This is a genomic window from Neokomagataea tanensis, assembly GCF_006542335.1.
GTDB classification, from domain to species: Bacteria; Pseudomonadota; Alphaproteobacteria; order Acetobacterales; family Acetobacteraceae; genus Gluconobacter; species Gluconobacter tanensis.
In genome coordinates this window covers 39210-63118 of the sequence record NZ_CP032485.1, presented here as the reverse complement: position 1 = coordinate 63118, position 23909 = coordinate 39210, and the positions used below count along the sequence as shown (strand labels likewise).

At 53.3% G+C, this 23909-nt stretch carries 23 protein-coding genes and 1 tRNA gene; 17 read left to right on the top strand and 7 right to left on the bottom strand.

The window, feature by feature from the left end; genetic code table 11:
• Nucleotides 1-22: 22 nt before the first annotated feature.
• Nucleotides 23-3514, top strand: coding sequence for a transcription-repair coupling factor (mfd, locus tag D5366_RS00285; RefSeq protein WP_141491799.1), 3492 nt, complete (start codon nt 23-25; stop codon nt 3512-3514).
• Nucleotides 3515-3571: 57 nt separating this feature from the next.
• On the opposite strand, the gene D5366_RS00280 is transcribed toward mfd, so the two are convergent.
• Entirely contained in the window at nt 3572-4429 is an 858-nt protein-coding gene (locus D5366_RS00280) for a DUF2125 domain-containing protein (protein ID WP_141491798.1), read from the bottom strand.
• A gap of 177 nt (nt 4430-4606) precedes the next feature.
• Between D5366_RS00280 and D5366_RS00275 the strand changes: the two genes are divergently transcribed.
• Nucleotides 4607-5350, top strand: a complete 744-nt coding sequence (locus D5366_RS00275; RefSeq protein ID WP_240775272.1) for a DUF1217 domain-containing protein — start codon at nt 4607-4609, stop codon at nt 5348-5350.
• A gap of 42 nt (nt 5351-5392) precedes the next feature.
• Here D5366_RS00275 and D5366_RS00270 read toward each other — a convergent pair whose 3' ends face one another.
• The 3 genes from D5366_RS00270 to D5366_RS00260 all read right to left on the bottom strand — a co-directional run bounded on the left by D5366_RS00270 (nt 5393) and on the right by D5366_RS00260 (nt 9009).
• On the bottom strand, nt 5393-7294 hold the full coding sequence (locus tag D5366_RS00270) for a cobaltochelatase CobT-related protein (protein ID WP_141491797.1): 1902 nt from the start codon (nt 7292-7294) through the stop codon (nt 5393-5395).
• 6 nt (nt 7295-7300) lie between these two features.
• Nucleotides 7301-8317, bottom strand: coding sequence for an AAA family ATPase (locus tag D5366_RS00265; RefSeq protein WP_141491796.1), 1017 nt, complete (start codon nt 8315-8317; stop codon nt 7301-7303).
• 83 nt (nt 8318-8400) lie between these two features.
• On the bottom strand, nt 8401-9009 hold the full coding sequence (locus tag D5366_RS00260; protein WP_141491795.1) for a DnaJ domain-containing protein: 609 nt from the start codon (nt 9007-9009) through the stop codon (nt 8401-8403).
• A 116-nt stretch (nt 9010-9125) separates the two neighbouring features.
• On the opposite strand from D5366_RS00260, the gene D5366_RS00255 reads away from it, so the two are divergent.
• Both D5366_RS00255 and D5366_RS00250 read left to right on the top strand, forming a co-directional pair.
• Nucleotides 9126-9425: a BolA family protein gene (locus tag D5366_RS00255; RefSeq protein ID WP_141491794.1), complete on the top strand. Its 300-nt coding sequence runs from the start codon at nt 9126-9128 to the stop codon at nt 9423-9425.
• 32 nt (nt 9426-9457) lie between these two features.
• Entirely contained in the window at nt 9458-10033 is a 576-nt protein-coding gene (locus D5366_RS00250; RefSeq protein ID WP_141491793.1) for a LolA family protein, read from the top strand.
• Here the strand turns inward: D5366_RS00250 and lipB are convergent.
• Complete coding sequence (gene lipB, locus D5366_RS00245; protein WP_141491792.1) at nt 10014-10697, bottom strand: lipoyl(octanoyl) transferase LipB; 684 nt, start codon at nt 10695-10697, stop codon at nt 10014-10016. The genes D5366_RS00250 and lipB overlap by 20 nt on opposite strands.
• Nucleotides 10698-10772: 75 nt before the next feature.
• Here lipB and D5366_RS00240 point away from each other — a divergent pair.
• The 7 genes from D5366_RS00240 to D5366_RS00210 all read left to right on the top strand — a co-directional run bounded on the left by D5366_RS00240 (nt 10773) and on the right by D5366_RS00210 (nt 15081).
• Nucleotides 10773-10858 (top strand) — tRNA-Leu (locus D5366_RS00240).
• Between the two features lie 188 nt (nt 10859-11046).
• Nucleotides 11047-11919: a UTP--glucose-1-phosphate uridylyltransferase GalU gene (gene galU, locus D5366_RS00235; protein ID WP_141491791.1), complete on the top strand. Its 873-nt coding sequence runs from the start codon at nt 11047-11049 to the stop codon at nt 11917-11919.
• Nucleotides 11920-11996: 77 nt separating this feature from the next.
• Nucleotides 11997-12182, top strand: a complete 186-nt coding sequence (locus tag D5366_RS00230; RefSeq protein WP_141491790.1) for a DUF3553 domain-containing protein — start codon at nt 11997-11999, stop codon at nt 12180-12182.
• 93 nt (nt 12183-12275) lie between these two features.
• Nucleotides 12276-12980 (top strand): ComF family protein, encoded by a 705-nt coding sequence (locus D5366_RS00225; protein WP_141491789.1) that lies wholly within the window; start codon nt 12276-12278, stop codon nt 12978-12980.
• A complete protein-coding gene (grxC, locus tag D5366_RS00220) occupies nt 12973-13233 on the top strand; it encodes a glutaredoxin 3 (RefSeq protein ID WP_141491788.1) in 261 nt (86 codons plus the stop codon). The genes D5366_RS00225 and grxC overlap by 8 nt, the downstream gene beginning before the upstream one ends.
• Nucleotides 13230-13709, top strand: a complete 480-nt coding sequence (locus D5366_RS00215; protein WP_240775271.1) for a DUF2147 domain-containing protein — start codon at nt 13230-13232, stop codon at nt 13707-13709. The genes grxC and D5366_RS00215 overlap by 4 nt, the downstream gene beginning before the upstream one ends.
• A gap of 88 nt (nt 13710-13797) precedes the next feature.
• Nucleotides 13798-15081 (top strand): lactonase family protein, encoded by a 1284-nt coding sequence (locus D5366_RS00210; RefSeq protein WP_141491787.1) that lies wholly within the window; start codon nt 13798-13800, stop codon nt 15079-15081.
• Between the two features lie 63 nt (nt 15082-15144).
• On the opposite strand, the gene ubiG is transcribed toward D5366_RS00210, so the two are convergent.
• Nucleotides 15145-15912: a bifunctional 2-polyprenyl-6-hydroxyphenol methylase/3-demethylubiquinol 3-O-methyltransferase UbiG gene (gene ubiG, locus D5366_RS00205; protein ID WP_141491786.1), complete on the bottom strand. Its 768-nt coding sequence runs from the start codon at nt 15910-15912 to the stop codon at nt 15145-15147.
• A 231-nt stretch (nt 15913-16143) separates the two neighbouring features.
• On the opposite strand from ubiG, the gene D5366_RS00200 reads away from it, so the two are divergent.
• The 6 genes from D5366_RS00200 to prfA all read left to right on the top strand — a co-directional run bounded on the left by D5366_RS00200 (nt 16144) and on the right by prfA (nt 23400).
• On the top strand, nt 16144-17412 hold the full coding sequence (locus D5366_RS00200) for an aspartate kinase (RefSeq protein WP_408902242.1): 1269 nt from the start codon (nt 16144-16146) through the stop codon (nt 17410-17412).
• Nucleotides 17409-18449, top strand: a complete 1041-nt coding sequence (locus tag D5366_RS00195; RefSeq protein ID WP_141491785.1) for an NAD(P)H-dependent flavin oxidoreductase — start codon at nt 17409-17411, stop codon at nt 18447-18449. Before D5366_RS00200 ends, D5366_RS00195 begins: the two co-directional genes overlap by 4 nt.
• A 54-nt stretch (nt 18450-18503) precedes the next feature.
• Nucleotides 18504-19838 carry a helix-turn-helix domain-containing protein gene (locus tag D5366_RS00190; protein WP_240775270.1) on the top strand — a complete coding sequence of 445 codons (1335 nt, stop codon included), beginning with the start codon at nt 18504-18506 and terminating at the stop codon, nt 19836-19838.
• A 98-nt stretch (nt 19839-19936) separates the two neighbouring features.
• Nucleotides 19937-21082, top strand: a complete 1146-nt coding sequence (ispG, locus tag D5366_RS00185; protein ID WP_141491783.1) for a flavodoxin-dependent (E)-4-hydroxy-3-methylbut-2-enyl-diphosphate synthase — start codon at nt 19937-19939, stop codon at nt 21080-21082.
• An 11-nt stretch (nt 21083-21093) separates the two neighbouring features.
• A complete protein-coding gene (gene hisS, locus D5366_RS00180; RefSeq protein ID WP_141491782.1) occupies nt 21094-22335 on the top strand; it encodes a histidine--tRNA ligase in 1242 nt (413 codons plus the stop codon).
• 3 nt (nt 22336-22338) lie between these two features.
• Nucleotides 22339-23400, top strand: a complete 1062-nt coding sequence (gene prfA, locus D5366_RS00175; RefSeq protein ID WP_141491781.1) for a peptide chain release factor 1 — start codon at nt 22339-22341, stop codon at nt 23398-23400.
• Between the two features lie 10 nt (nt 23401-23410).
• Here prfA and D5366_RS00170 read toward each other — a convergent pair whose 3' ends face one another.
• Nucleotides 23411-23878: a hypothetical protein gene (locus D5366_RS00170; protein ID WP_240775269.1), complete on the bottom strand. Its 468-nt coding sequence runs from the start codon at nt 23876-23878 to the stop codon at nt 23411-23413.
• Nucleotides 23879-23909: the final 31 nt, after the last annotated feature.

The window sequence follows — 23909 nt, the reverse complement described above, 5'->3', positions numbered from 1 at the left end:
GCTGGTATAGAACAGGACCAGCATGGAACAAAACGAAACCAAGAATCGCGAAACCGCCGCCGCATTCGGCCCGGTTGTGTGGGGTGTGCCGGAAGGGAGCGTGGCGTTTTTGCTGCGTCAGCGTCTGGCTGAGCATGAAGGGCCGCTGCTGCATGTCGCGCGCGATGATGCGTCCGTGGCGGCTCTGGCCGATATGCTGGCGTGGTTGATGCCAGAGGTGGAGGTATTAAAGCTCCCGGCTTGGGACTGCCTGCCTTACGACCGTGTTTCTCCTAACCCTGCCATTGTGGCGGAGCGGGTAGGTACGATGTGCCGCCTGTTGGAGCCCACAAAAGCACGGCGGATTGTGCTGACGACGATCCATGCTTTGGTGCAGCGCCTTCCACCAAAGGCGGCTTTTGCGGGGCAGTCCATCAACGTAGCTGAGGGTGAAAGCCTCGACCAGAGCCTGCTGATCGAGCTTTTGATCGCAAGCGGTTACAACCGGACAGATACGGTAATGGAGCCGGGCGAGTTTGCGACGCGCGGCGGTATCTTCGATTTGTTCCCTTCCGGTGCGGCAGAACCTGTACGCTTGGATTTGTTTGGTGACGAAGTCGAAAATATTCGTAATTTTGACGTTGGGACCCAGCGTTCAACACAAACATTAAAGCGTTTTGTTCTGCGGCCTGTGTCTGAATTTGCGCTGACGCCGGATAATATCAGCCATTTCCGTACGGGCTGGAGAGATAGTTTTGGTAGTTCCGCTGCCGGGGACGTAGTTTACGCTCACGTGTCTGAAGGGCGGCGTCATCCGGGTTTAGAGCACTACTTGCCACTTTTTTACGATACACATGACCAGCACATGGCCACGGTTTTAGATTATGTGCCGGGTGCTGCGGTCAGTTTTGAAGCACAGACGCCGGATGTATTACGGGCGCGGTTAGAAATGATCACGGATCATTATGAAGCCCGCCGTGTCCCTGTGAGGGAGGGAGAAACTCCTTATCGGGCGTTGCCGCCGCATAGGTTGTATCTGAACCAGCATGCTTGGGATGCGATGCTGGCTCATGCCCCGGCCGTGATGCTGAACAGTTTTGCCAAGCCTGATCTTGGTACAGGTATTGATGCCGGTGGGCGTCCGGGGGCGTTGTTTGCGCGGGCGAAAGACGGCTCGCGTGATGGCGTCTTTGAAGCCTTCGGCCAGCAGGTTAAAGATTGGTCTGAACAGGGACGGCGCACTTACGTCACAGCTTGGAGCCGTGGGTCTCGGGACCGTATCGCGCATTTGTTAAAAGAGCATGGTGTTGCGGTAGCTGAGTATGAAGACTGGCCTTCTGCTGCGTCCCTGCCTAAAGGCACGGTTGGCCTTTTGGTTTTAGGGTTGGAGCGAGGGTTTGTTCTGGACCGGCTCTGCTTCGTTTCTGAGCAGGATTTGCTAGGGGAGCGCATTGCCCGGCCACCGCGTCGCAAAAAACGCGGGGAGCAGTTTATCTCTCAAATTGGAGAGATCGCCGAGGGTGACCTTGTTGTTCATCACGACTACGGTATTGGGCGTTACGCTGGGCTGGAAACGGTCACAGAAGGCCGTGTTGCACATGATTACCTTTCCATTTCGTACGATGGTGAGCAGCGCCTTTTATTACCTGTAGAGAATATCGATTTGCTGAGTCGTTTTGGCTCTGAGCAAACAGGTGTGCAGCTTGACCGTTTGGGCGGAACGTCTTGGCAGGACCGTAAGGCCAAGATGAAATCCCGTATCCGCGTTATGGCGGGTGAACTGATTCGTACCGCTGCGGCGCGTGCTTTACGCGAGGCGCCGACCTTAGCGCCGGCAGAAGGGCTCTGGGACGAATTTTGTGCGCGTTTCCCTTATGTGGAGACGGAAGATCAGTCGCGCGCCATTGCCGATGTGCTTGAAGATATGAGCGCCGGGCGCCCGATGGATCGCTTGGTGTGTGGCGATGTTGGGTTCGGCAAAACCGAAGTTGCGCTACGTGCGGCTTTTGTCGCTGCTCTATCTGGCATGCAGGTTGCGGTTGTTGTCCCAACGACGCTGCTGGCCAGACAGCATTTCCGCAGCTTTAGCGCTCGTTTTGAGGGGCTTCCAGTTCGGGTGGCGCAACTCTCGCGTTTGGTTACGGCCAAGGAAGCCACTAAAGTCCGTGAAGAATTGGCAGGTGGTCAAATAGACATTGTTGTGGGCACGCACGCGCTTCTTGCAAAGACGGTGTCTTTTGATCGGCTGGGCTTACTCATCATCGACGAAGAGCAGCATTTCGGCGTATCCCATAAGGAAAAACTCAAAGCTCTGCGGGAGGATGTCCACGTTCTGACCCTTTCCGCAACGCCACTCCCACGGACATTGCAGCTTTCTTTGTCCGGTGTGCGTGAGATGAGCTTAATTGCGACACCACCAACAGACCGTTTGGCAGTGCGGACGTTTATTACCCCGTTTGACAGCGTGATGATCCGTGAAGCGATTCAACGTGAGCGTTTCCGTGGCGGGCAGGTATTTTGTGTTTTGCCTCGCTTGGCGGATTTGGACCGCATGGCGGAGCGTCTGGCAGAGATTGTGCCGGATGCGAAGGTCGTTCAAGCGCATGGCCGTCTGACGCCAACTGAGCTTGAACGGGTCATGACGGAGTTTGCGGACGGACGTTATGATATCCTGCTGTCGACGAATATTGTCGAAAGTGGGCTCGATATGCCCAGCGTGAATACAATTATTATCCATCGCGCCGATATGTTCGGTCTTGGCCAGTTATATCAGCTCCGTGGGCGTGTCGGCCGTGGAAAGCAGCGTGGGTACGCGTACCTGACTTGGCCGCAGACAAATCCGCTTTCGGCAGCCTCTCAAAAGCGTTTGGAGATTATGCAAACGCTTGATTCTCTGGGGGCTGGTTTTACTTTGGCCTCACACGATCTAGATCTGCGTGGTGCAGGGAATCTGCTGGGTGATGAGCAGTCGGGTCACATTAAAGAAGTCGGTATCGAGCTGTACCAGCAGATGCTGGAAGACGCAGTGTTGGATATGCGCCGTGAGCGTGGGCGCCGGGCCGAAGAGGAAGACGCGGACTGGACGCCAAATATTATACTCGGCCTCCCGGTCCTTATTCCCGAAGCATATGTAAAAGATTTGCCTGTTCGGTTAGGACTGTATCGGCGTATCGCTGCGCTACAGAACGAAGATGAGGTGGAAGCTATTCGTGCTGAGTTGATCGACCGTTTCGGTAAAATGCCAGCTGAAGTCGGTAATTTGCTTGATGTGGTTCTGATCAAGCGCGCCTGCCGTGAGGCTGGTGTCGAGCGTTTGGAAACAGGCCCAAAAGGTATGGTCCTGCAATTCCGCCGCAACCGTTTCCGTAATCCGACGGGCCTTTTAGACTGGGTGGCACGGAAAAAAGATGCGGGCGTTAAAATACGCCCTGATCAGAAATTGGCCATTATCCGTGAAATGACGAATGCCAAGCGTATCGGCTATGCAAAGCAGGTTACGGGTGTTTTGTGCAAGCTCGTCCGCAAGGCATCTTAGTACTTGGAGAGTTGAACCCGCTGGCATCAGAAATTGTGCCAGCGGGGAGGTAGTTATTCAGTGTAGGTTCAGAGGGATAGGAACGTTGTTGACGGTGGCAACCCCGTTATGCAGCCCGACATCCCATTCTGTGGCGCTACCATTGGCGCGGCCCATTAAGCGCGCAATGGTCAAAGCTGTCGTCACTCGGGCGGGAGCTGTTTGCCGGACATCATTCAACAGCGCGTCTACATTGGTTAGAGAAATGTGAAGATCAGCGCTGGAAGCAAGCGGGTTAGCGGCTGTTTGTACAGAGCCATGACCGTCAAGCGCATTAGTGCCGTTTACTGCGTGTAAGCTGTTGATTGTTATCAAAGGCGTAGCACTATGCCCTTCAACAATTAGGCTTGCTGAAACCTCTGAGGGGATGAGGGAAGACGTTGTGTCTTTTACACCGCTAGCCGAGAACGATACGTTGGTGTTCTTGTTACGTTCTGATGTGTTGAGCGTGAGAGCTCGTATCGTAAGGCGATGTTGATTGTGAGCGAGGGTGACATTTCCCCAGCGGGTATTGAGCGTGCCGTGGAAAGATGACGTATTAAGCTGGCACGTATTACTGGCTTGGCCTTGAAACGCTGTGAGCGCGGCAAATGCGGCTGATGCGTTCAGTCTTTGCAGTTCTTGGGATGACGTGTTTCCCTCAGGCGAGGTCGCATTAATTTCTCCCGTCGTAAGAGTACTTTTGGAGCCTTCATAAGAAGCGTGAAGCGCCGACGCGTGAAATCCGCGGGCGTCTTCCTGTACGTTCTCAAAATGATAGGAAAAACAGCTGCTTGGGACCGAAGGCAAAGTCTCTGCGTGTACGTGCGTGGCAGGGAATGAAGCCAGGCACATGAGGCCGCATACGAGGGAGACGGTTGAGCGAGAGCGTGACATAGGGGCTCACTGTATTGGAGATATGTCCTTTAGGGATATCTTAGGAATTGGGCGGTAGAAAGGCCATTTCGCATGTCTGTTCCGTAGGGGGCGTAGTATGTCTGTTTCATCGTCAACTATGGCAGCAATTCCGCAATACCTCACCATCATCAAGAACGAACAAAAATCTGTTCAGCAATGGACGAAGACGAGCCCCCAAACGCAGCAGACAATCGCCACGTTCCAAAAAGATGCCGCCAGTATTACGAGCCCAGATCAGCTCTTGAAAAACTATCGTGCTCTGTCGGTTGTGCTGGGGGCTTATGGTATGTCGTCCGCTTTGGGGCAAACGGCTGTATTACGCCAACTTATGACGCAGGACCCGTCGTCTACCACATCGCTGGCTGCGCGGGGGGCAATGCCACATGGAAGGCTTTTGCTAAAGATTTTTCTGATTGGTCGACGTCATCGCCTTTATCTTCCCAGACCGTTCTGGATAAGATTGGTCAGAATTATCTCACGAATAGTTATGAAAACTCTGTGCAGACGCAAACGCCGGGCTTAGGGAATGCGCTGTATTTTACCCGGACGGTTACGAGTGATACAAAGCTGGTCAACATTATGGCGGACCCAAAACTACTGAAAGTCGCGGTAACGGTTGCGGGCTTTGATCCCACGCAGTTTGGTGCTCTAGACTATCCAGAACAGCAGCGCCTTCTTAGTGCCAAGTTGGATCTTAAGCAGTTTTCAACACCGCAGAATACTCAAAAATTTGCTCAGCGCTATTTGGCCACGCTGCAAATTCGCCCTGAAAAAACTTCGACGCCCGCAAGTATGCTCACCCTTTACGGAGCGGGCGGTGGGTCAAACACAATCTTATCGCTTTTTGGTGCGGATAGCGGGTCCACATCAAGTACGTCGTTGTATTCAGCTTTACTGTGAGCCCGGCGGAAAGCGCAATCCGCCGGGCGATGGAGGGCATTTTTATTTACGGCTAGGGTGCGCTGGGCGGAACAACTCGCTCAACTGCGCCATCATTGTGCCGCCGAGCTCTTCAGCAGATGTAATCGTGACACTGTCGCGGTAGTAGCGAGTTACGTCATGACCAATTCCGATGGCAAGTAGCTCAGTTCTAGTGTCATTTTCGATCTTCGTAATGACCGAGCGGAGGTGTTCCTCTAGGTAATCGTGAGGATTTGCCGAGAACGTGCTGTCATCAACAGGTGCACCATCTGAAATCACCATCAATATACGCCGTTTCTCTGACCGACGACGCAGGCGTCCCCACGCCCACAATAACGCTTCCCCGTCGATGTTTTCTTTCAGCAACCCGTCTCTGAGCATAAGGCCGAGGTTTCGCCGGGCTCTGCGCCATGGGGTGTCTGCATCTTTGTATATAATGTGGCGAAGGTCATTCAGGCGGCCGGGATGGGGAGGGCGTCCGCTACGAATCCATGACTCACGGCTTTTTCCGCCTTTCCATTGTCGTGTTGTGAAGCCTAGCACCTCGACTTTTACGCCGCAGCGTTCGAGTGTGCGGGCTAAGATGTCTCCACAAATTGCGGCTGTGCCGATAGGCCGTCCGCGCATTGAACCTGAATTGTCGATCAGGAGCGTTACGACAGTGTCCTGAAACTCCATTTCAGTTTCAAATTTATAAGAAAGCGGTAGCGTTGGGTTTGTAACAACGCGTGCGAGGCGCCCCGCATCAATCATGCCTTCTTCTTGGTCAAACTCCCACCGGCGTTGCTGCTGGGCCATGAGGCGACGTTGGAGGCGGTGTGCTAGTCGGGAAATTACGCCCTGAAGTTGAACAAGCTGTTGATCAAGTTGCTGACGGAGACGATCTAGCTCAGCAGGGTCGCACAGATCTGCAGCACCGACCTCTTCGTCATGTTCTGTCGTAAAAGCTGTATAGCAGGGGGCTGTTTTTTGTGGTCCGTCATAGGCGGTATCATTCGACTGATCAGATGGGCCTGCAGCCTCTTCGGCACCCGTCTCGGGAGCATCCAGCATGTCCGATGTTTCGGCATCGCCATCATCTCCGCTTTCACCTGCATCGCTGGAGGAGCTGTCTTCTTCGTCCTCTTCTTGCATTTCCTCCCCGGAATCAGATGTGTCGCTCTGATCTACAGGAGCTGCTTCATCGTCGCTTTCAGGGGAGTCTTCAGCCGCATTGTCGTCGGTGCTTGTTTCGTCGCTTTCTTCCGGGGCTTCTGTGAGAGAGCACGCCCCTAAAAGGCGAGTACAGGCCTGCGCAAACGCTTTCTGGTCACCTTGAGCTGCGGCCATGTCCGCAAGCGCTTGATGCGCTTTTGGGGAAAGGTAAGAACGCCACTCCTCCAGCGCAGGGCCGGCTTCAAGGGGAGCTTTCTGGCCAGAAATGGCTTCACGAGCAAGAAGGTCCAGCGCGATGGACGCTGGCATATCTTCGCGGGTGACCATGCGGGAGCAGCCGTGGTCACGGCACTCAAGCGCGCTGCGCAGATTAAGGTTGGCGCGCACGCCATCCATGTATCTGGAGCCATAAATTTCACATCGCGCCTGCTCGATGGCGTCAAAAGTCGCGTGCGCTTCGGGTTCAGGTGGATGTTTGGTGAGATGATCCCGATGGTGCCGCAAACGCAAGGCCGCAGCGTCTGCAGCACCGCGTACGCGATTACGCTCCATCGACGATGGTGCCGCTGATAGGCTCGGTAGATGTATGGTTTCAGCGTCGTCAGAGTGTTTTTTGCGTGTTGGCTTGGATGTTGCGGCATCCAAGAAATCAACATGCTGATCAGGGGCGTTGCCTAACGCCCTGAGTGTGGCCACGGTGGCGCGCCGGAAATCTTCGTCAGCGGCGTGAGCAGAAGAGCGGTTTGTGACTGTTTTAGAGGCAGACACAACGCATTACTCCATGGGCGATGTGTTGAAGCAACGTTGGTAGTATTCACTAACAATACCGCGCTCGGCTTCATCACATTTGTTTAAGAATGTGAGGCGGAAGGCAAATGCCAAGTCATCAAACAGACGTTCGTTTTCTGCCCAAGCAATAACGGTACGCGGGGACATGACAGTCGAGATGTCGCCAGCTGTGAAGCCGGACCGCGTTAAGTTCGCGAGGGCTACCATACGCTCAATGCGGGAGATGGCGTCTTGCTCATCTGCTCCAACTTTGAGTTTTGCTTTGATGATGCTGACTTCCTGTTCAAGAGGAAGGTAATTAAGGGTCGCAACGACGTTCCAGCGGTCCATCTGGGCTTGGTTGATTTGCTGCGTGCCGTGATAGAGACCAGTGGTATCACCCAGTCCTACGGTGTTCGCGGTAGCAAAAAGGCGGAAGGCAGGGTTAGGGCGTATGACGCGGTTCTGATCCAGAAGGGTGAGGTGCCCCTCGGCTTCCAGCACGCGCTGGATGACAAACATCACATCGGGGCGTCCTGCATCATACTCGTCAAAGATTAACGCGCATGGATGCTGCAAACACCATGGCAAGAGGCCCTCACGGAATTCGGTAACCTGTTTGCCGTCTCTAAGTACGATTGCATCCTTACCGATGAGGTCGATGCGTGAAATATGGCTGTCGAGGTTAATTCGTACGCAGGGCCAGTTTAGGCGTGCTGCGATTTGTTCAATATGTGATGATTTACCTGTCCCGTGGAAGCCTTGAACCAAAACACGACGGTTATGTGCAAAACCAGCGAGGATGGCGCGGGTCGTGTCTTCATCGAAGCGATAAGACTCGTCGATGACGGGTACGTGCTCTGTCCGGATGGAATAGGCCGGGATCTGCATGTCCGTTTTAATGCCGAAGACTTCAGCCGAAGACACGAGACGATCCGGCTGGCCGAGCACGCTTGTTGGGATGACCGTATTGTCAGCTGTAATCACTGTTTCCGGTGCGTCGATCGTCGCGAAATCGTTCATAGTGGTCGGACTCTCTGGAAGAGGACGTTAAAAGATGTCGGAGCTAAGATGGGTCAGAACGCGCTGCACTTCTAGACGGAAACTTAAGAAATACTCTCAGCTTCACGTGTAAAATGCGTTTTCAGGGCAGTGTAAGCGCTTCCGATAGCCTTAAAATGCTCCTCAGCTTGCGGGGAAGGGTTCGTGTCCGGATGGTACTGACGCGCTAGGGCGCGGTACCGTGTTTTGACCTCATCGAACGAGATTGGCCATGTCAGGTTCAATGTTGCCAGTGGTTGCTGCAGTTCGGGCGGGATTGTTTTCTTTGGTGCTTGGCGTGCTTTTTCTTGGGCGCTTTGAGCACGTGAGCGACGGCTTGCCCCAAGAATATCGAGCGGGTCTAGGATATCGTCTTCGTTAAATTCGGCTTTGTTTGCCGTACCCGTGCCAAGCTTCCAAGAGGGGCGCTGCCACGATGTGTCCGCGCGGAGGTGAGCCTCGATCTGGCCGGGTGTCATGCCGCGATAGAAGTCCCAACGCGCGTTGTAGGCGCGTACATGCTCGAGGCAGAACCAGTAGTAAGAACGCAGGGCATCACGCCCGCGTGGTGCACGATAACCTGCGGGGGCGTCACATCCTGGGTGGTCGCACGTTTGAGTAGGTGCGTCTGGGTCCGGGTCAAAAGCTCTGTGGCGGGTTGATTTACGATTCATGGGGCTTGATATGGGTGGAGGGGATGTGAGGGTGCAAGCGGTTTAGGTCGCTTTCCTGTGATGTCCGTGTCAATTTCATGACTCAGAACGGGTCGTTTAGAGAAAAGCTTCCAAACATGACACAAAATTTGTCCCGTCGAGAGCGCATTGTTGCCATCCTTCAACGCGAGTTGGCGCCGTTGGCTTTAGAGGTCCATGACGATAGCGCACGCCATGCTGGGCATGTCGGGGCTAAAATGATGGCTGAAGCAGGCGTGCATGGGGAAACGCATTTCAACGTGGCTGTAACAAGTGCTCAGTTCGACGGGTTGGGGCGTATAGCGCGGCATCGCTTGGTAAACAATCTGTTGTCCGAGGAGTTTGAAACAGGCTTACATGCCCTTTCATTGGTTCTGCATGGAGCGAGGGACGTATGAGAAATATGCGGCAATGGGGAGGGCTGGTATGTATGCTTTTGGCCCTAACGGGATGCGCGTCTCATGGTCTGGACCGTCTTACCCCTCAACAGCGTGTGGATGCTGAAAGGGTCGAGACTTATCTGAACGCTCTTCACGGTATGACGGCCAGTTTCGCTCAAAATGGGCCGGAGAGTATGCGCGGTTCGGGCAGTTTTGCCTATGTGCCGGGGCATCTGCGTTTGGACTACACATTGCCGCATACAATGCGCCTTATCGCCGGAGATGGGCGACTGATCCTTAACGATTCTGCGTCTGGCTCGGAGACGCGGGTGTCGTTAAAGCGCAATCCTTTGGGGCTATTATTGCGTTATCCGCTGCGTTTTGCCGGAGATATTGACGTGACAGATGTCCGGCACGAAGGAAGCATTCTATCTCTATCCCTCGCCGAGGCGGATAATCCTTCCCAAGGGCTTCTGACGCTGGACTTTGTTGATAACGGGCAAGGATTGAATCTGATTGGTTTGCAAGGGGTGGACGCCCGGCAACATCGCTTCAGTGTCGCACTGACGTCGGTAACAGATGCTGCCGTGCCCGATCCTGCGCTCTTTAAATTTCCGCAGGAATAGATCCGAAGCAACCGGGCCACGCAGTTTTAAGTGCGTGGTCCAAATCTTTCATTTCAATGTCCGGTAGGAAGCGTTTGAGGCTTGTAACGCCGAACTCGCGTATGCCGCATGGAACGATACCATCAAAATCTTCGAGCGTAGGGTCCAAATTAATTGAGACGCCGTGCCAGCTTACCCAGCGGCTGATGCGGATACCCAAAGCCGCTATTTTTGCCTCTTGCTGCGAGACGGGGTCGATCGCCCAAAGGCCAATCCGGCCCTCGCGGGTAAAAGCTGTTACGCCCAAAAGAGCTAGGGATGCTTTGAGCCACTGCTCGAGTGTAGCGACATAAGCGCGCAGATCTCTGGGCGGGACAATGCCGTTTTGTTGTGTGAGATCCAGCATGACGTAGACAAGCCGCTGCCCTGGCCCATGATAAGTCCACTGCCCTCCACGCCCAGCATCATAAGTTGGAAAATTATGGGGGTTATAAAGATCTTCCGCTCGGGCAGAGGTGCCTGCCGTAAAAATGGGCGGGTGCTCGACTAACCAAACTAAGGGCACGTCTGCTTTCGCGTGTATTTTTTTTGTGCGTGTCTCCATCACATGCATAGCATCAGGGTAAGAAGTGAGCCCCGAAGACGTTTTCCACAAAATTTCAGAACTTTTTTGCATTTCAGTCATTGCCCTTATGTCTAGCTTCGGCTATAGCCCCTCTCACCGAACGGTCAAGCGCTAAGCAAGATCGTTTGTCACGGGGCGGCCGTGGCGGAATGGTAGACGCGCAAGCTTGAGGTGCTTGTGGGGGAAACCCCGTGGAAGTTCGAGTCTTCTCGGCCGCACCATCACTCTTTAAAGGGTGATGTTCTCATCAAAATAAAAATTTAATTCCTTTTCCCCTTCGGGGGATGGATTATTCTCTGCCATTGTATTGCCAGAGTTCTCCAGCACGATTATCTGAATTAGAAGTAACCTGTTAAAGTCTTTGTTAAGACGCGCAGGTATATTCTCTTTGGTCGACGTGCGAGGTTTTGTGATCAAGCCACTAAAAAAAGCTGTTCTTCCTGTAGCCGGTCTGGGAACGCGCTTCCTGCCCGCAACAAAAGCAATGCCCAAAGAGATGTTGCCGGTTGTTGATAAGCCGCTTATTCAATACGCTATTGATGAAGCGCGCGCAGCTGGCATTGAAGAGTTCTGCCTTGTTACAGGGCGAGGTAAAGATAGTCTGATTGACTATTTCGATATTGCTTATGAGCTTGAAGCAACTCTCAAAGAACGCGGTAAAGTTTCAGCGCTAGAAGCGCTTGCGCCTAGCTACATGGAGCCGGGCTCCTTCGTCGCGGTACGTCAGCAGGAGCCGCTTGGTCTTGGTCATGCTATCTGGTGCGCCCGTTCGTTCATTGGCGATGACCCGTTTGCGATCTTGCTGCCAGACGATATCGTCAAAAGCGAGAAGAGCTGCGTAGCGCAGTTGGTAGAGGCTTATAATAAGACTGGCGGCAACGTTGTTGCTGTCAGTGAAGTCCCGCGCGAACAAACGAACCGTTATGGTATTTTGGATGTAGGCGCGGATGACGGGCGCTTGGTCGAAGTTAAAGGCTTGGTTGAGAAGCCAAACCCAGAGGACGCTCCATCAAATTTGTCCATTATCGGCCGATATGTTCTGACTGCGGATGTGATGAAGCACCTTTCCAAGCTGGAGCGTGGTGCGGGTAATGAAGTGCAGCTAACGGATGCAATGGCTAAAACAATCGGAGACGTGCCTTTCCATGGTTTGCGTTACGAAGGCACGCGTTACGATTGTGGTGATAAGGCAGGCTTCCTTGAGGCGCAAATAGCGTTCTCTATCGAGCGTCCTGATCTTGGAGATGCCGTTAAGGCGTTTTTGAAAAAGTACGCTGGTTAATCTTTTTGACCTCTACTAAAGTGAAAAGCGGTCCGCCATATGCGGGCCGCTTTTTCTTTTTTAGGGAAGATGCCGATATGGTCGGTAGAGTTTTTCAGTCATTTCTTGAGCCCGGCCAAATGGTGAGGCATCCGGATTACCCGGAATGGGGGTGGGGCCAAGTGCAGTCCGCCATTGCCGAGCGTGTTACCGTCACGTTTGAAAACCAAGGCAAGGTGTTGATTGATGCCACGCGCGTCCATTTGGATACTGTTGAGCCCTGATCATTGCTTTGGTCAAAGGCAGAGTTCAAGAAAATAAGTCATAAATGCCTTAATGTGCTTTTCCCGCCGTGTTGCGACGTATGTGGAGCGGAGGTGCAGGGGCATGAGGGATTTTGCGCAGAGTGCTTCGCTCAGGCACGCTTTATTGTTCAACCGGCTTGCAGGCATTGTGGTGCGCCACTTTCTGCTAAAGGGTTGGCAAATGCCGACGGGCATTGTGCGCCGTGTGAACAGCAGGCGCCGCTTTGGGATGCTGCGCAGGCGGCTCTTGTTTACAACGAGTGGACCAAGCGCCTTATTCTACCCTTAAAATATGCAGACCGGACGGAGAATGCGCGTATTTTGGCGCGGGAAATGTTCCGTGTCGGTGAGGGGATGATCCGCAGTGCGGCCTTCCTCGTACCCGTTCCACTGTACAGAAAAAAATTATGGTCCAGGCGTTATAATCAGGCTGCTTTGATAGCGTGGCACTTATCAAAATTAAGCGGTGTGCCAGTTTTGCCTATGGCGCTAAGGCGCCTTAGATCAACCCGACCTCTGGCTCGGCTTGGCAGTCAGGAGCGTTTTAGGGAAATAAGTGGCTCCATAGGCGTTAATCCTCAGTATTTGTCTAAATTACGTGGAAATCCCGTTGTTGTGATTGATGATGTTCTAACAACAGGTGCTACAGCATCAGCATGCAGCCAGGCTTTAAGAGAGGCAGGTGTAGAGCGTGTCGAACTGCTGGTTGCAGCGCGTGCAGGAAACATGGAAGAAGATAGGCAAAACGAAACAAGAGCGTTGAGAGACTATGCCTAAGATCGAGATTTATACGCAGCCTTATTGCCCTTTCTGTGTAAGGGCCGTCGCGCTGTTGCAGGCTAAAGGAGTGACGTTTCAGGAGATAGATGCCCCTCATGGCACGTCTGAGCGTGCGGAATCTATCCAGCGTTCAGGGCAGAGGACTGTCCCGCAGACTTTCGTTGACGGGCAAGCTCTTGGCGGCTGCGACGACCTCATGGCGTTGGAGCGGGCAGGGAAGCTTGACGGTATTCTTGGATTAACCAAGTGACGATTGCACGTTTCGTGGGAGCAGCCACAGCAAGCTTAGCGCTCATCGTGTCTGTCTCTAATGGAGCAAAGGCGGCAGATAGCTTGAACGGTGCAGATGGCTTTGTCGGCCAATGGCTTACTCAAGATAAAGATGGGATATTCGAGATCAAGCCATGCGGTCAGGCACTTTGTGGATGGCTGGTTGGTTTAGATTACACAGACGAAGTTCCGAGGGATTTTGAGGGACGGTCCGAGTGCCGCTTGGAAATGTTGACGGATTTTACGCCGATTGACGACAGAAGATGGCAGGGGCGCATTCTTGATCCGCGCTCAGGCCATTCGTACCAAGCGCGTATTTGGAAGGATGGGCCGCAGGTTTTGAAGCTAAGAGGGTTTGTTTTGGGTGTCCCTTTGCTGGGATCAACCCAGAAGTGGACACGTTATGATGGGCCAGCCGTAGACACAGAATGTCATATGGTGAAAACGTCACAATAATGTATAATTTTTTAAGATTTAGTGCTTTTGCCATAATTTAGGCAGGTTCGGCTGGGCATTAATAGAGGTATAAGGAGCACAATTTTCTATGCGTAATCCTGTCTCTCGCCGTGATTTTGCGTTAGGCATCGCGGCAAGTTCTGTTGCTGTCGGTATGGTAGGCGCTGTCCATGCAGCTGATAATGCGCCTGCTGCTGACTCTCCGGCGCCGGTTCCGCCACCGCCGCCAAAGCCTGTGTCAAAAACCATTTGTTTTGTCGGTGGATATACGAAGCACGGGCCTCCAGGTGGAGCGGGCAACGGGCAGGGCATTTCCGTTTTTGAGATGGACCGTGTAACGGGCGCACTCATACCTGTAACGACGTTTACAGATATCGCCAGCCCATCGTTTATTACGCTATCCGCGGATAATCGCTATCTTTACGCTCTGAGCGAAATTAGTGATTACGACAAGAACGGAAATGGTTCGCTAACGGCGTTTGAAGTTAACCAGCAGACGGGTTCGCTCCGTAAGATCAACACGGTTAGCTCTGGCGGTTCAGTTCCCGCGCATTTGAGCGTGCACCACTCAGGCCGATACTTGCTGGTTGCTAACTATGTCGGTGGCTCGGTTGCTGTTGTGCCGATTCGTGGCGACGGTTCTTTAGGGGCTCCAACAGACGTCGTGCATAATTCTGGCCCACGCCAGCCAGACCGTGCCGTTGATAACCCACAGGGTAACTTTGCGGTTTCGGACCACTCAGGCCCGCATCCACACATGATCCGTTCTGATCCGTCAGGGCGCTTTGTGCTGGTAGATGATGCAGGGTTGGACCGTATCTATGTTTGGACCCTTAATTTGGGTACGGGCAAACTTGAGCCAGCTAAGACGCCATATTACGATATGGAACCCGGCTGTGCACCTCGTCACTTTGAGTTTAATCACACAGGCAGAATTCTGTACAACCTGTGCGAGCAGAACTCCAAGATCGTGGTCTCTACGTTTGACCCACAAAACGGTACTTTGAATAACATTCAAACCGTTAGCACGGTAACGCCGCATTTCCGTGGGTCTACACTGGCAGCAGAAATTTTGATCTCTGCTAGCGGCAAGTACGTTTACGCGTCAAACCGTTTGGGTGACTCACTCGCAGTCTTCGCCATTGGCGAAGATGGTACACTGACGCTGCAAGACGAAGTCTGGATGCATGCAGACTACGGCCGTGCCATGATGTTTGATCCATCCGGTACGTTCTTGTTCTGCGCTAACCAGCGCTCGGATGCGGTTACAGCGTTTAAGGTGGATAAGACAACAGGTCAGTTGGCTTTCACAAACCACTTTACGCCAGTCGGTAGCCCGACAACATTCGCATTTATGGATACCAAGGCTTAAACAAAGACTTGGTTGTGAGTTTTCTCACGAGGCGCCCTTTGATAGGGCGCCTTTTTTATTGGATTAGTCTTTTGTAAAAATGGTGATGTAGTTGACCCCCGTATCACGTGTTGCGCGCCATTTGGGTGGGATATAGGACATGCCTGATACGTCGGTCATTCTGAGGCCGGCGTTACGGGCCATGCGGGCTAGTTCTTCTGGTTTGATAAATTTTTTCCAGTCATGCGTACCGACGGGCAGCAGCCGTAAAATATATTCAGCCCCCAGTTTTGCCACCACATATGACCGTGCCGTACGGTTAAGGGTCGAGACAGCGATCATACCCCCGGGAAGAGTGAGGTCTGCCAGCAGGTGTAGAAAGCCCTGAGGGTCTGTCACGTGTTCGATAACTTCAAGTGCAGAAACGACATCAAATTTTTGTCCCTCTTCAACGAGGGTTTCAGCGCTGCCGTGGCGGTAAGTTATTTGGGCCGCACTGGCGGGTAATGGCTCTTCTGCGAGGTGAGTTTTGGCAGCCTCGATGCCTTCCAGGCTTGCATCAAGACCAAGAGTGTCAAAGCCAAGCTTGGCGTAAGCTTCACTGGCTATTCCGGCTCCGCAGCCAATATCTAGGAGAGAGAGGCGCTCCCCGCGTGCTGCTTGCAGGGGCGCAATACGGTCTGCAACCCATTGTGTGCGGAGCGGGTTCATAGCGTGCAGGGGGGCCATGGGTCCGCGTGGGTTCCACCAGTCATGCGCAAGGGCGCTGAAATGAGCAATTTCGTCTTGCGAAACAGAGTGCGAGGTGGGTTTTGATGTGACGGTTGAAGAAAAATCGTTCTCTGAAGCCATCGGAATGCTCCTAATAGGCAGAAGTACAGCCGTCATTGGCTGGACGTGGCGTGTTGAGAGAGGTATGTGGACCGGCGGGTTAGGTAAAGGAACCAGCTGAATTATCTCAGTATGTTTTTTCGATGCCAGACCCGCGCGCGCAATGCCAGACCATGACCTGGAGTTCTGAACGCGATGTCCAAGACTGACACGCCCGTTTTCGTTTCTCATACTGACGCGACGTCCCCCTCGATGAAAAGCAGCGAGGCAATGGGCAAACGTAAAACGATCGTTATGAAATTCGGCGGTACGTCAGTTGGTACGATTGAGCGCATTCGCGTCGTTGCCCAACGGGTGAAGGTGGAAGTTGAACGCGGCCACCGCGTTGCGGTTGTTGTTTCAGCTATGTCTGGTGTTACTAACCGGATGGTTGGCTACTGTGCTGAGCTGGATACACTGGCTGACCCTCGCGAGTATGATGCTGTTGTAGCGTCCGGCGAGCAGGTTACAAGCGGGCTTGTTGCAATTGCGTTGCAGAAGATTGGTGTGCCTGCGCGCTCCTTCCAAGGATGGCAAATTCCTTTGCGAACAGATGATGCGCACGGAAAAGCCTCCATCGAATCAGTGGATGGTGCCGCGTTGGAGCGTAGCCTTTTAGGCGATGTTGTGCCGGTCATCGCAGGTTTCCAAGGTATTGGTCCTGACCAGCGGATCGCTACTTTGGGGCGTGGAGGCTCGGATACGTCAGCGGTTGCTGTGGCTGCTGCTATTAAGGCCGACCGTTGCGATATTTATACCGATGTTGACGGAATTTATACGACGGACCCGCGCATTGTGCAGCGTGCGAAGCGCCTTGATCGTATTACTTATGAAGAAATGCTGGAATTGGCTTCTGTCGGAGCCAAAGTATTGCAAACCCGCAGCGTCGGTTTAGCAATGCGTGAAAATGTTCGTGTGCGTGTCCTCTCATCTTTTGCTGAAACAGATGATGAGAGTGGATCGTTAGTGGTAAATGAGGACGAGCTGGTGGAAAAGGAACTCGTGGCGGGTATCGCCTATTCGCGTGACGAAGCAAAAATTTCAGTTCGTCGTATTCCGGATCGCCCCGGCATAGCCGCTGCGATTTTTGGTCCTTTGGCGGCTGCGAATATCAATGTCGATATGATCGTGCAAAGCGTTGGGGCCGATAGCCTTAACAACATGACCTTCACTGTCGGATTAACAGACGTTGAAGCTGCCTGCGCGGTATTGGACAGAGAACGCGGTGATATTGAGTGGGGTGAAATCCAAACCTCGCGCAATGTGACCAAAATTAGCGTTGTTGGCGTTGGTATGCGTTCAAACGCTGGCCTTGCAGCGGTCATGTTCCGCACTTTGGCCGAGCGCGGTATTAACGTTCAGGTTATTTCGACGAGTGAAATCAAAATCTCTGTTTTGATTGACGCTGAGTACACTGAATTGGCTGTGCGCGCGCTGCATACAGCCTATGGACTAGATAAAATTGAGGAACCCAATACGTGAACGCCAAAAGTGACGCCCGCGAAACGCTGCAAAAACTCTGGCAGCCCGGCTGCGACTTTTTAGGCAGCGAGGTTGCTGTTCTTGGCGGTGCGATGTCGTGGGTGAGCGAGCGTAATCTCGTTTCAGCCATTTCAAATGCAGGTGGGTTTGGTGTTATTGCGTGCGGAGCGATGTCTCCGGAGCGACTAGAAGAAGAAATCGTTGCGACGCAAGCGCTGACAAAGCGTCCATTTGGCGTGAACTTGATTACCATGCACCCGGATTTGGAGCGCTTGGTTGATGTGTGTTTGGCGCATAAGGTAACGCACGTCATTTTGGCGGGCGGTGTCCCTAGCAGTGCCATTATTCGTCGTGTGCGTGACGGCGGAGCGCGTGCTGTCGGTTTTGCGCCGGCACTGGCTTTGGGCAAACGTCTGGTAAAAATGGGTATTGAAGCGCTCGTTATTGAGGGTTCAGAGGCGGGTGGGCATGTCGGTCCTGTGTCGCTGACCGTTTTGGCACAGGAAATCTTGCCTCATCTGCGTGATGTCCCCATTTTTGTTGCAGGTGGCTTGGGCCGAGGGGACGCTGTTGTGTCTTACCTTGAGCAAGGAGCGGCTGGTGCACAATTAGGCACAGTGTTTGCAGCATCTCAGGAAAGCATTGCGCACGAGAACTTCAAGAAGTCTTTCTTGCGTGCCAATGCGCGTGATGCTGTGACCTCAGTGCAACTGGACGAGCAGTTTCCCGTAATACCGGTACGTGGTTTGTCCAATGCTGGTACGCGTCAGTTCCTGAAGCATCAGGCAGAGACGATTCGTCGTTTCCAAAATGGTGAACTGAATAAGGAAGATGCTCAGCTTTCTATCGAGCACTTCTGGGCAGGGTCTTTGCGTCGTGCGGTGATCGACGGTGACGTCGAGAACGGCTCAGTAATGGCTGGTCAATCTGTCGGGATGGTGAAGGAAATCCGTCCTGTATCAGAGATCATTGCTGGCTTGGTCGAGCAAGCGGTGGAAGCAATTGAAAAACGTGAGCAACGCATTCACGTTTCTTAATTCTCCGAGCGCGCATCCTTGGTTTGATTGCCTTGTTTGAACAGGTTTATGTCCATGCCTATGTCTTCATCTGATCGTATGACAGCGCTTCGCTCAGATCAGCCGAGTGTTGGCACGGTGTTGCGCCAGCGGCGTGAAGAATTGGGCTGGCAAATTGAGGATGTGGCGCAGTGGCTCCGTATCCGTGGGCGCGTACTCACGGCTTTGGAGGCGGATGATTTTTCCTCAATGCCGGGTGAGGCATATGCTGTCGGCTTTCTGCGGGCATATGCGCAGGCTATGCAGCTGGACGCTGACGCGCTGGTCGAACGATTTCAGCGTGAGTTTCGGCGTGTTTCTGGTGGAAAAGCTGAGTTGGTATTTCCGCAGGCCCAAGGTGAGCGGGGATTGCCTATCGGGCTTTTAATCGGAGCTGGCTTTATTCTGGTCGCGGCGGCTTATGCAGGCTGGTACTATTTCTCAGCGCACGATGAGCTGATTGAAAAGCGCGTCCCTTCACTCGCGGCATTGATGCCTAACAACGCGCATTCGGTCATGACATCTCCGCAAGTTGCTTCGGTTATGCCGGGGCAGGCTCCGACGGAAGAAAAGCACTCGGCAGAACCTACCCCTCCTGCTGCGCAGTCATCTAATGTTGGGCAAGGTAACACAGCGCAAACGGCGCAGACGACCACCGACAAAGAGGCAATAAGACCAGCCTTGCCCGCAAACACTGCACAACCATCTGCGTCTGTTGAACAGCAGGATGATGATGGGGCGGTGGCATCTCCTAATGCAGGCCAGTCAGGGGGGACGCAACCGGAAACGGGGCAGGTTGCGGGACAAACAAATAACCCGACCAACGTGGACGATAAGGCACCTGTCAGGGCAGACAACGCTCAACAGACTACGGACGCGCTTCCGGAAGGACAAATCGCAGTTAAGGCAACAGCGCAGGTCTGGGTCCAAATTTCGGATAAAAACGGGCACGTTCTCGTCTCTCGGGTATTGTCCGATGGTGAAATTTGGCAAGGTGCGGCTGCGGATGGGCCCTACAAGCTCTCTGTCGGCAATGCCGGTGGTGTTGTGCTTATGACGCATGATGCTGTAAGCGCGGCGCTTGGACGCATTGGTGCCGTCCGCCGTAATATAACAGTGACAGCGGATGCCGTTAATCAAGGGGAGTACGGCCATGGTGTTGCACCAAGCTCAACTCCTGCACAGTCAGCTCCAGTTCCGGCTGTGACAGCTCCCGAGGTGCAAGCATTACCGCATCCAAAACCACGCCCTGCGCCTGTGACGAAAGCAGTTCCCAAGCCTGCCGTTCATCACGAGCTCACTACCGATGAGCTGAATGCGCGACAATTGACGGGGCAATCACCTAGCGGTGATGCGACGTCTACCCATTGATCTGGAATAAATGGTCATCTGCCTATAGAAGGGGCGGACGAACATACGAAACGCCGAACCTATAGGCCGGGTACTACCCCGGCACGAAGAGGATTAACATGAGCAGCTACCGTCCGTATCAGCATATCGAGCGTCGTAAGTCTCGTCAGATTCACGTGGGTAAAGTTGCCGTTGGTGGTGATGCTCCGATTTCTGTGCAGACAATGACCAACACTCTTACGTCTGATGCGCAAGCGACAATTGAGCAAATTCGTCGTGCTGAGCTGGCGGGTGTTGATATCGTCCGTGTATCCTGCCCTGATGAAGCCAGCACTGCAGCGCTGAAAGAAATTGCGCATGAAGTGAATGTGCCAATCGTGGCTGATATTCACTTCCACTATAAACGCGCGCTCGAAGCAGCCCGTAACGGTGCGGCATGTTTGCGTATTAATCCGGGTAATATCGGCAGCGCAGAACGTGTAAAGGAAGTGGTCAAGGCAGCGCGTGAGCATAACTGCTCCATCAGAATTGGTGTGAACGCTGGCTCGCTGGAGCGCCATCTTCTTGAAAAATACGGCGAACCAAACCCTGAAGCGCTGGTTGAAAGTGCGCTGGAACACGCAAAGATTTTGCAAGATCACGACTTCCACGAGTTTAAGATCAGCGTGAAAGCGTCAGACGTGTTTATGGCTGTGGCGGCTTACCAGCAGCTTGCAGATTGCTGTGATCATCCGCTGCATATCGGTATTACTGAGGCTGGCTCTAAGCGTGCAGGGACTGTGAAGTCTTCTATTGGCTTGGGGAACCTTCTATGGGCAGGCGTGGGTGATACCATGCGCGTTTCACTGTCTGCTGCGCCTGAAGAAGAAGTGCTGGTCGGTTGGGATATTTTGAAGTCCCTTGGCTTGCGTCACCGTGGTGTGAAAATTATTTCCTGCCCGTCTTGTGCTCGCCAAGGCTTCAACGTCGTGGAAACTGTGCAGACATTGGAAGATCGTCTGCAGCACATCAAAACGCCTTTGACGCTGTCGATCATTGGATGCGTGGTGAACGGGCCGGGAGAGGCACTGATGACGGATCTCGGGGTGACCGGCGGCGGGCAAGGGCGCCACATGGTCTACTCCGCCGGCAAACAAGACCACACCATGCCCGCCAAGGACATGATCGAGCATATTGTTGAGCTGGTAGAAAACAAAGTAGCCGCTATTGAAGCTGGTAAAGAAGAAGCTTCAACTGCGAAGCAAATGGACCCTGCGAGCGCATAATGGCTGGTAGCATGACAGGTTTACAGCCGCCACGCGGCACACATGATTTGATTGGCGAGACGATGCGCAGGCATCGTCATGTTATACAAACGGCGGCACGCGTTCTTGCGACTTATGGCTTTGAAGAGTGGAGCACTCCAATCTTCGAAGATACGCGCGTTTTTGCGCGAACATTGGGTGAAACATCCGATGTCGTCTCTAAGGAGATGTACAGCTTCGAAGACCGTGGCGGTGACAGCATTACACTGAGGCCGGAGAATACGGCATCTATCTGCCGTGCTTTGGTGACGAACGGTTTAACACAATCTTTGCCCCAAAAGGCGTGGTATAGCGGCCCGATGTTCCGCTATGAGCGGCCGCAAAAGGGGCGTTACCGTCAGTTCCATCAAATTGGTGCAGAGCTTATCGGTGCTGAAGGTCCGCTGCGCGATGCAGAGGTCATCACCATGGCCTATGACGTCTTAAAGGCGCTGGGGCTTGCCGATGACGTTGTCCTTGAGTTGAACACGTTAGGTGATATTGCCTCACGTCAAGCATGGCGCGATGCGCTGGTGGCTTATTTCCGTTCGCACATTGATGCGCTTTCAGACGAGAGCCGTACGCGACTGGACGTCAACCCCTTGCGTATTTTGGATAGCAAGGCAGAACAAGATCGCGCGTTGTTGAACGATGCGCCACGTTTTGCTGATTATTTAAATGCGGAATCTCAAAAGTTCTGGGACGATTTACGTGCTCACTTGCATGATTTCGGGGTCCCGTTCACTGAAAATCCAAGCATAGTCCGTGGCCTGGATTACTATTCTCATACGGCGTTTGAATTCGTAACGACCAAACTAGGGGCCCAAGGGACTGTTCTTGCTGGCGGGCGTTACGAAGGGCTTGTTGCGCAGATGGGTGGCCCTGAAATACCGGCTATTGGTTGGGCCGGGGGGATCGAGCGCCTCGCATTGTTGCTTGAGGAAGCTCCAGTTGTAGAAGCTGGTATTGCGCTCGTTCCTATGGGGGATGCTGCAGTGCAAAAGGCAGCATCGCTGGTACGTAGTTTGCGTCAGGCCGGTCTGCGCGCAGAAATTGAAACACGCGGCAACCTCAAAAAACGGATGGAGCGTGTTGTGAAATCTGGCGCTTCCCATGCGATTGTTTTGGGAGACGAAGAAATCGCGCGGGGCGTAGTGCAACTGCGTGATTTGACGGCGCGTGAGCAGCGTGAAGTTGCACTGGGCGATGTTGTGCAGTGCTTAACTGGAGCCTAAAGCGTGGCGGTTGATGATAGACTCGAGCGTATTGTCGCCCGCTCGGAAGAGCTTCAAGACATCATGGCGTCTGGGGAAGCCACGGGGGAGACGTTTACACGTCTCTCTCGCGAGTATGCTGAGCTAGAGCCTGTTGTTGCCTCAATTCAAGCCTATCGCGCAGCGGTGGAACAGAAGGAGGGTGCCGAAGCCCTCCTTGACGACCCTGAAATGCGGGACTTGGCCCGTGCAGAGCTTGAAGAACTCCACGACAGTATTCCCGTTTTAGAAAGGGCGTTGCGTTTAGCTCTGCTGCCAAAAGATGAAGCAGATGAACGCAGTGCAATTTTAGAAATTCGTCCTGCCGCAGGCGGTGATGAGGCGGGGCTGTTTGCCTCGGAGCTTTTTGACGCTTATCGCCGCTTTTCTGAGCGTAATGGATGGCGTTTTGAAGTTATGGAATACGCCGAAAGCGAAGTTTCAGGCATTAAAGAGGGGATGGCAACGATCTCCGGCCGCTCTGTTTTCGCCCGTTTGAAATATGAGTCAGGCGTGCACCGTGTCCAGCGCGTTCCGGCAACGGAAAGCCAAGGGCGTATTCACACGTCGACGGTAACCGTTGCAGTTCTGCCTGAGGCGGAAGAAGTTGATGTCACCATCAACGATGATGACCTGCGCATCGACGTTTATCGGGCATCGGGAGCGGGAGGGCAGCACGTTAATAAAACGGAGAGTGCTGTCCGAATCACGCATATTCCGACGGGTGTCGTGGTGGCCATGCAGGAAGAGAAGAGCCAGCACAAAAACCGTGCCAAGGCGATGAAGATCTTGCGCGCGCGCCTATACGAGGCCCAGCGTGCTGCAGCCCATGCAGAGCGTGCACAGGATCGTAAGTCACAGGTTGGTACGGGTGATCGTTCAGAGCGGATACGGACGTATAACTTCCCGCAAGGCCGTGTTACGGAGCATCGGATAAATCTGACGCTCTATAAAATTGACCGGATTATGGCTGGTGAATTTGACGAAGTTGTAGATGCTTTGACGCAAGAAGAGCAAACAGCACTTTTGGCGGCTGAAGGCTTCTAGTTTTCATCTCTTAGCTGTTGGGAATTGCGCATATCTCGGCCTGACCGGGTGTGTGTGTGGCGGTCATCGCATCGTCATAATCAACCAGAAAAAACTCAGTAAAATGCTGGGACCCAACAGCTTCAAGTACGCGTCCCTCGGGGTGGTGCAGCATTCCGGCGCTGCTGACACTATGTGTTTCCTGCCGCCCGTCATGTATAATTGTGATTTCGCCACATAAGGCGTAGCTCATTGTGGTGCGCCCTACTGGCAGCGGTATTGTTTTGGTTTCGTCTGTATGGGCCAAGTTAAGGCGGAATGTGGCAGCTAGCTTTCCGTCAACATATAGGCGTGATGTTTCTGAAATTTCTTCCGGGGCTTTCGTGTCGTGTACTTGAAAGCTTGGCAGTGTTTGGGCTCGGGCTTCCGGGGCTGCTGCGGCTACCAGAATGCTGCTTAGAAGCGGCATCAGTGCAGAAAATTTTCTACGGTTTGTCATCGGCGTCAATCCTCGCGAGGTTGTATTTAAA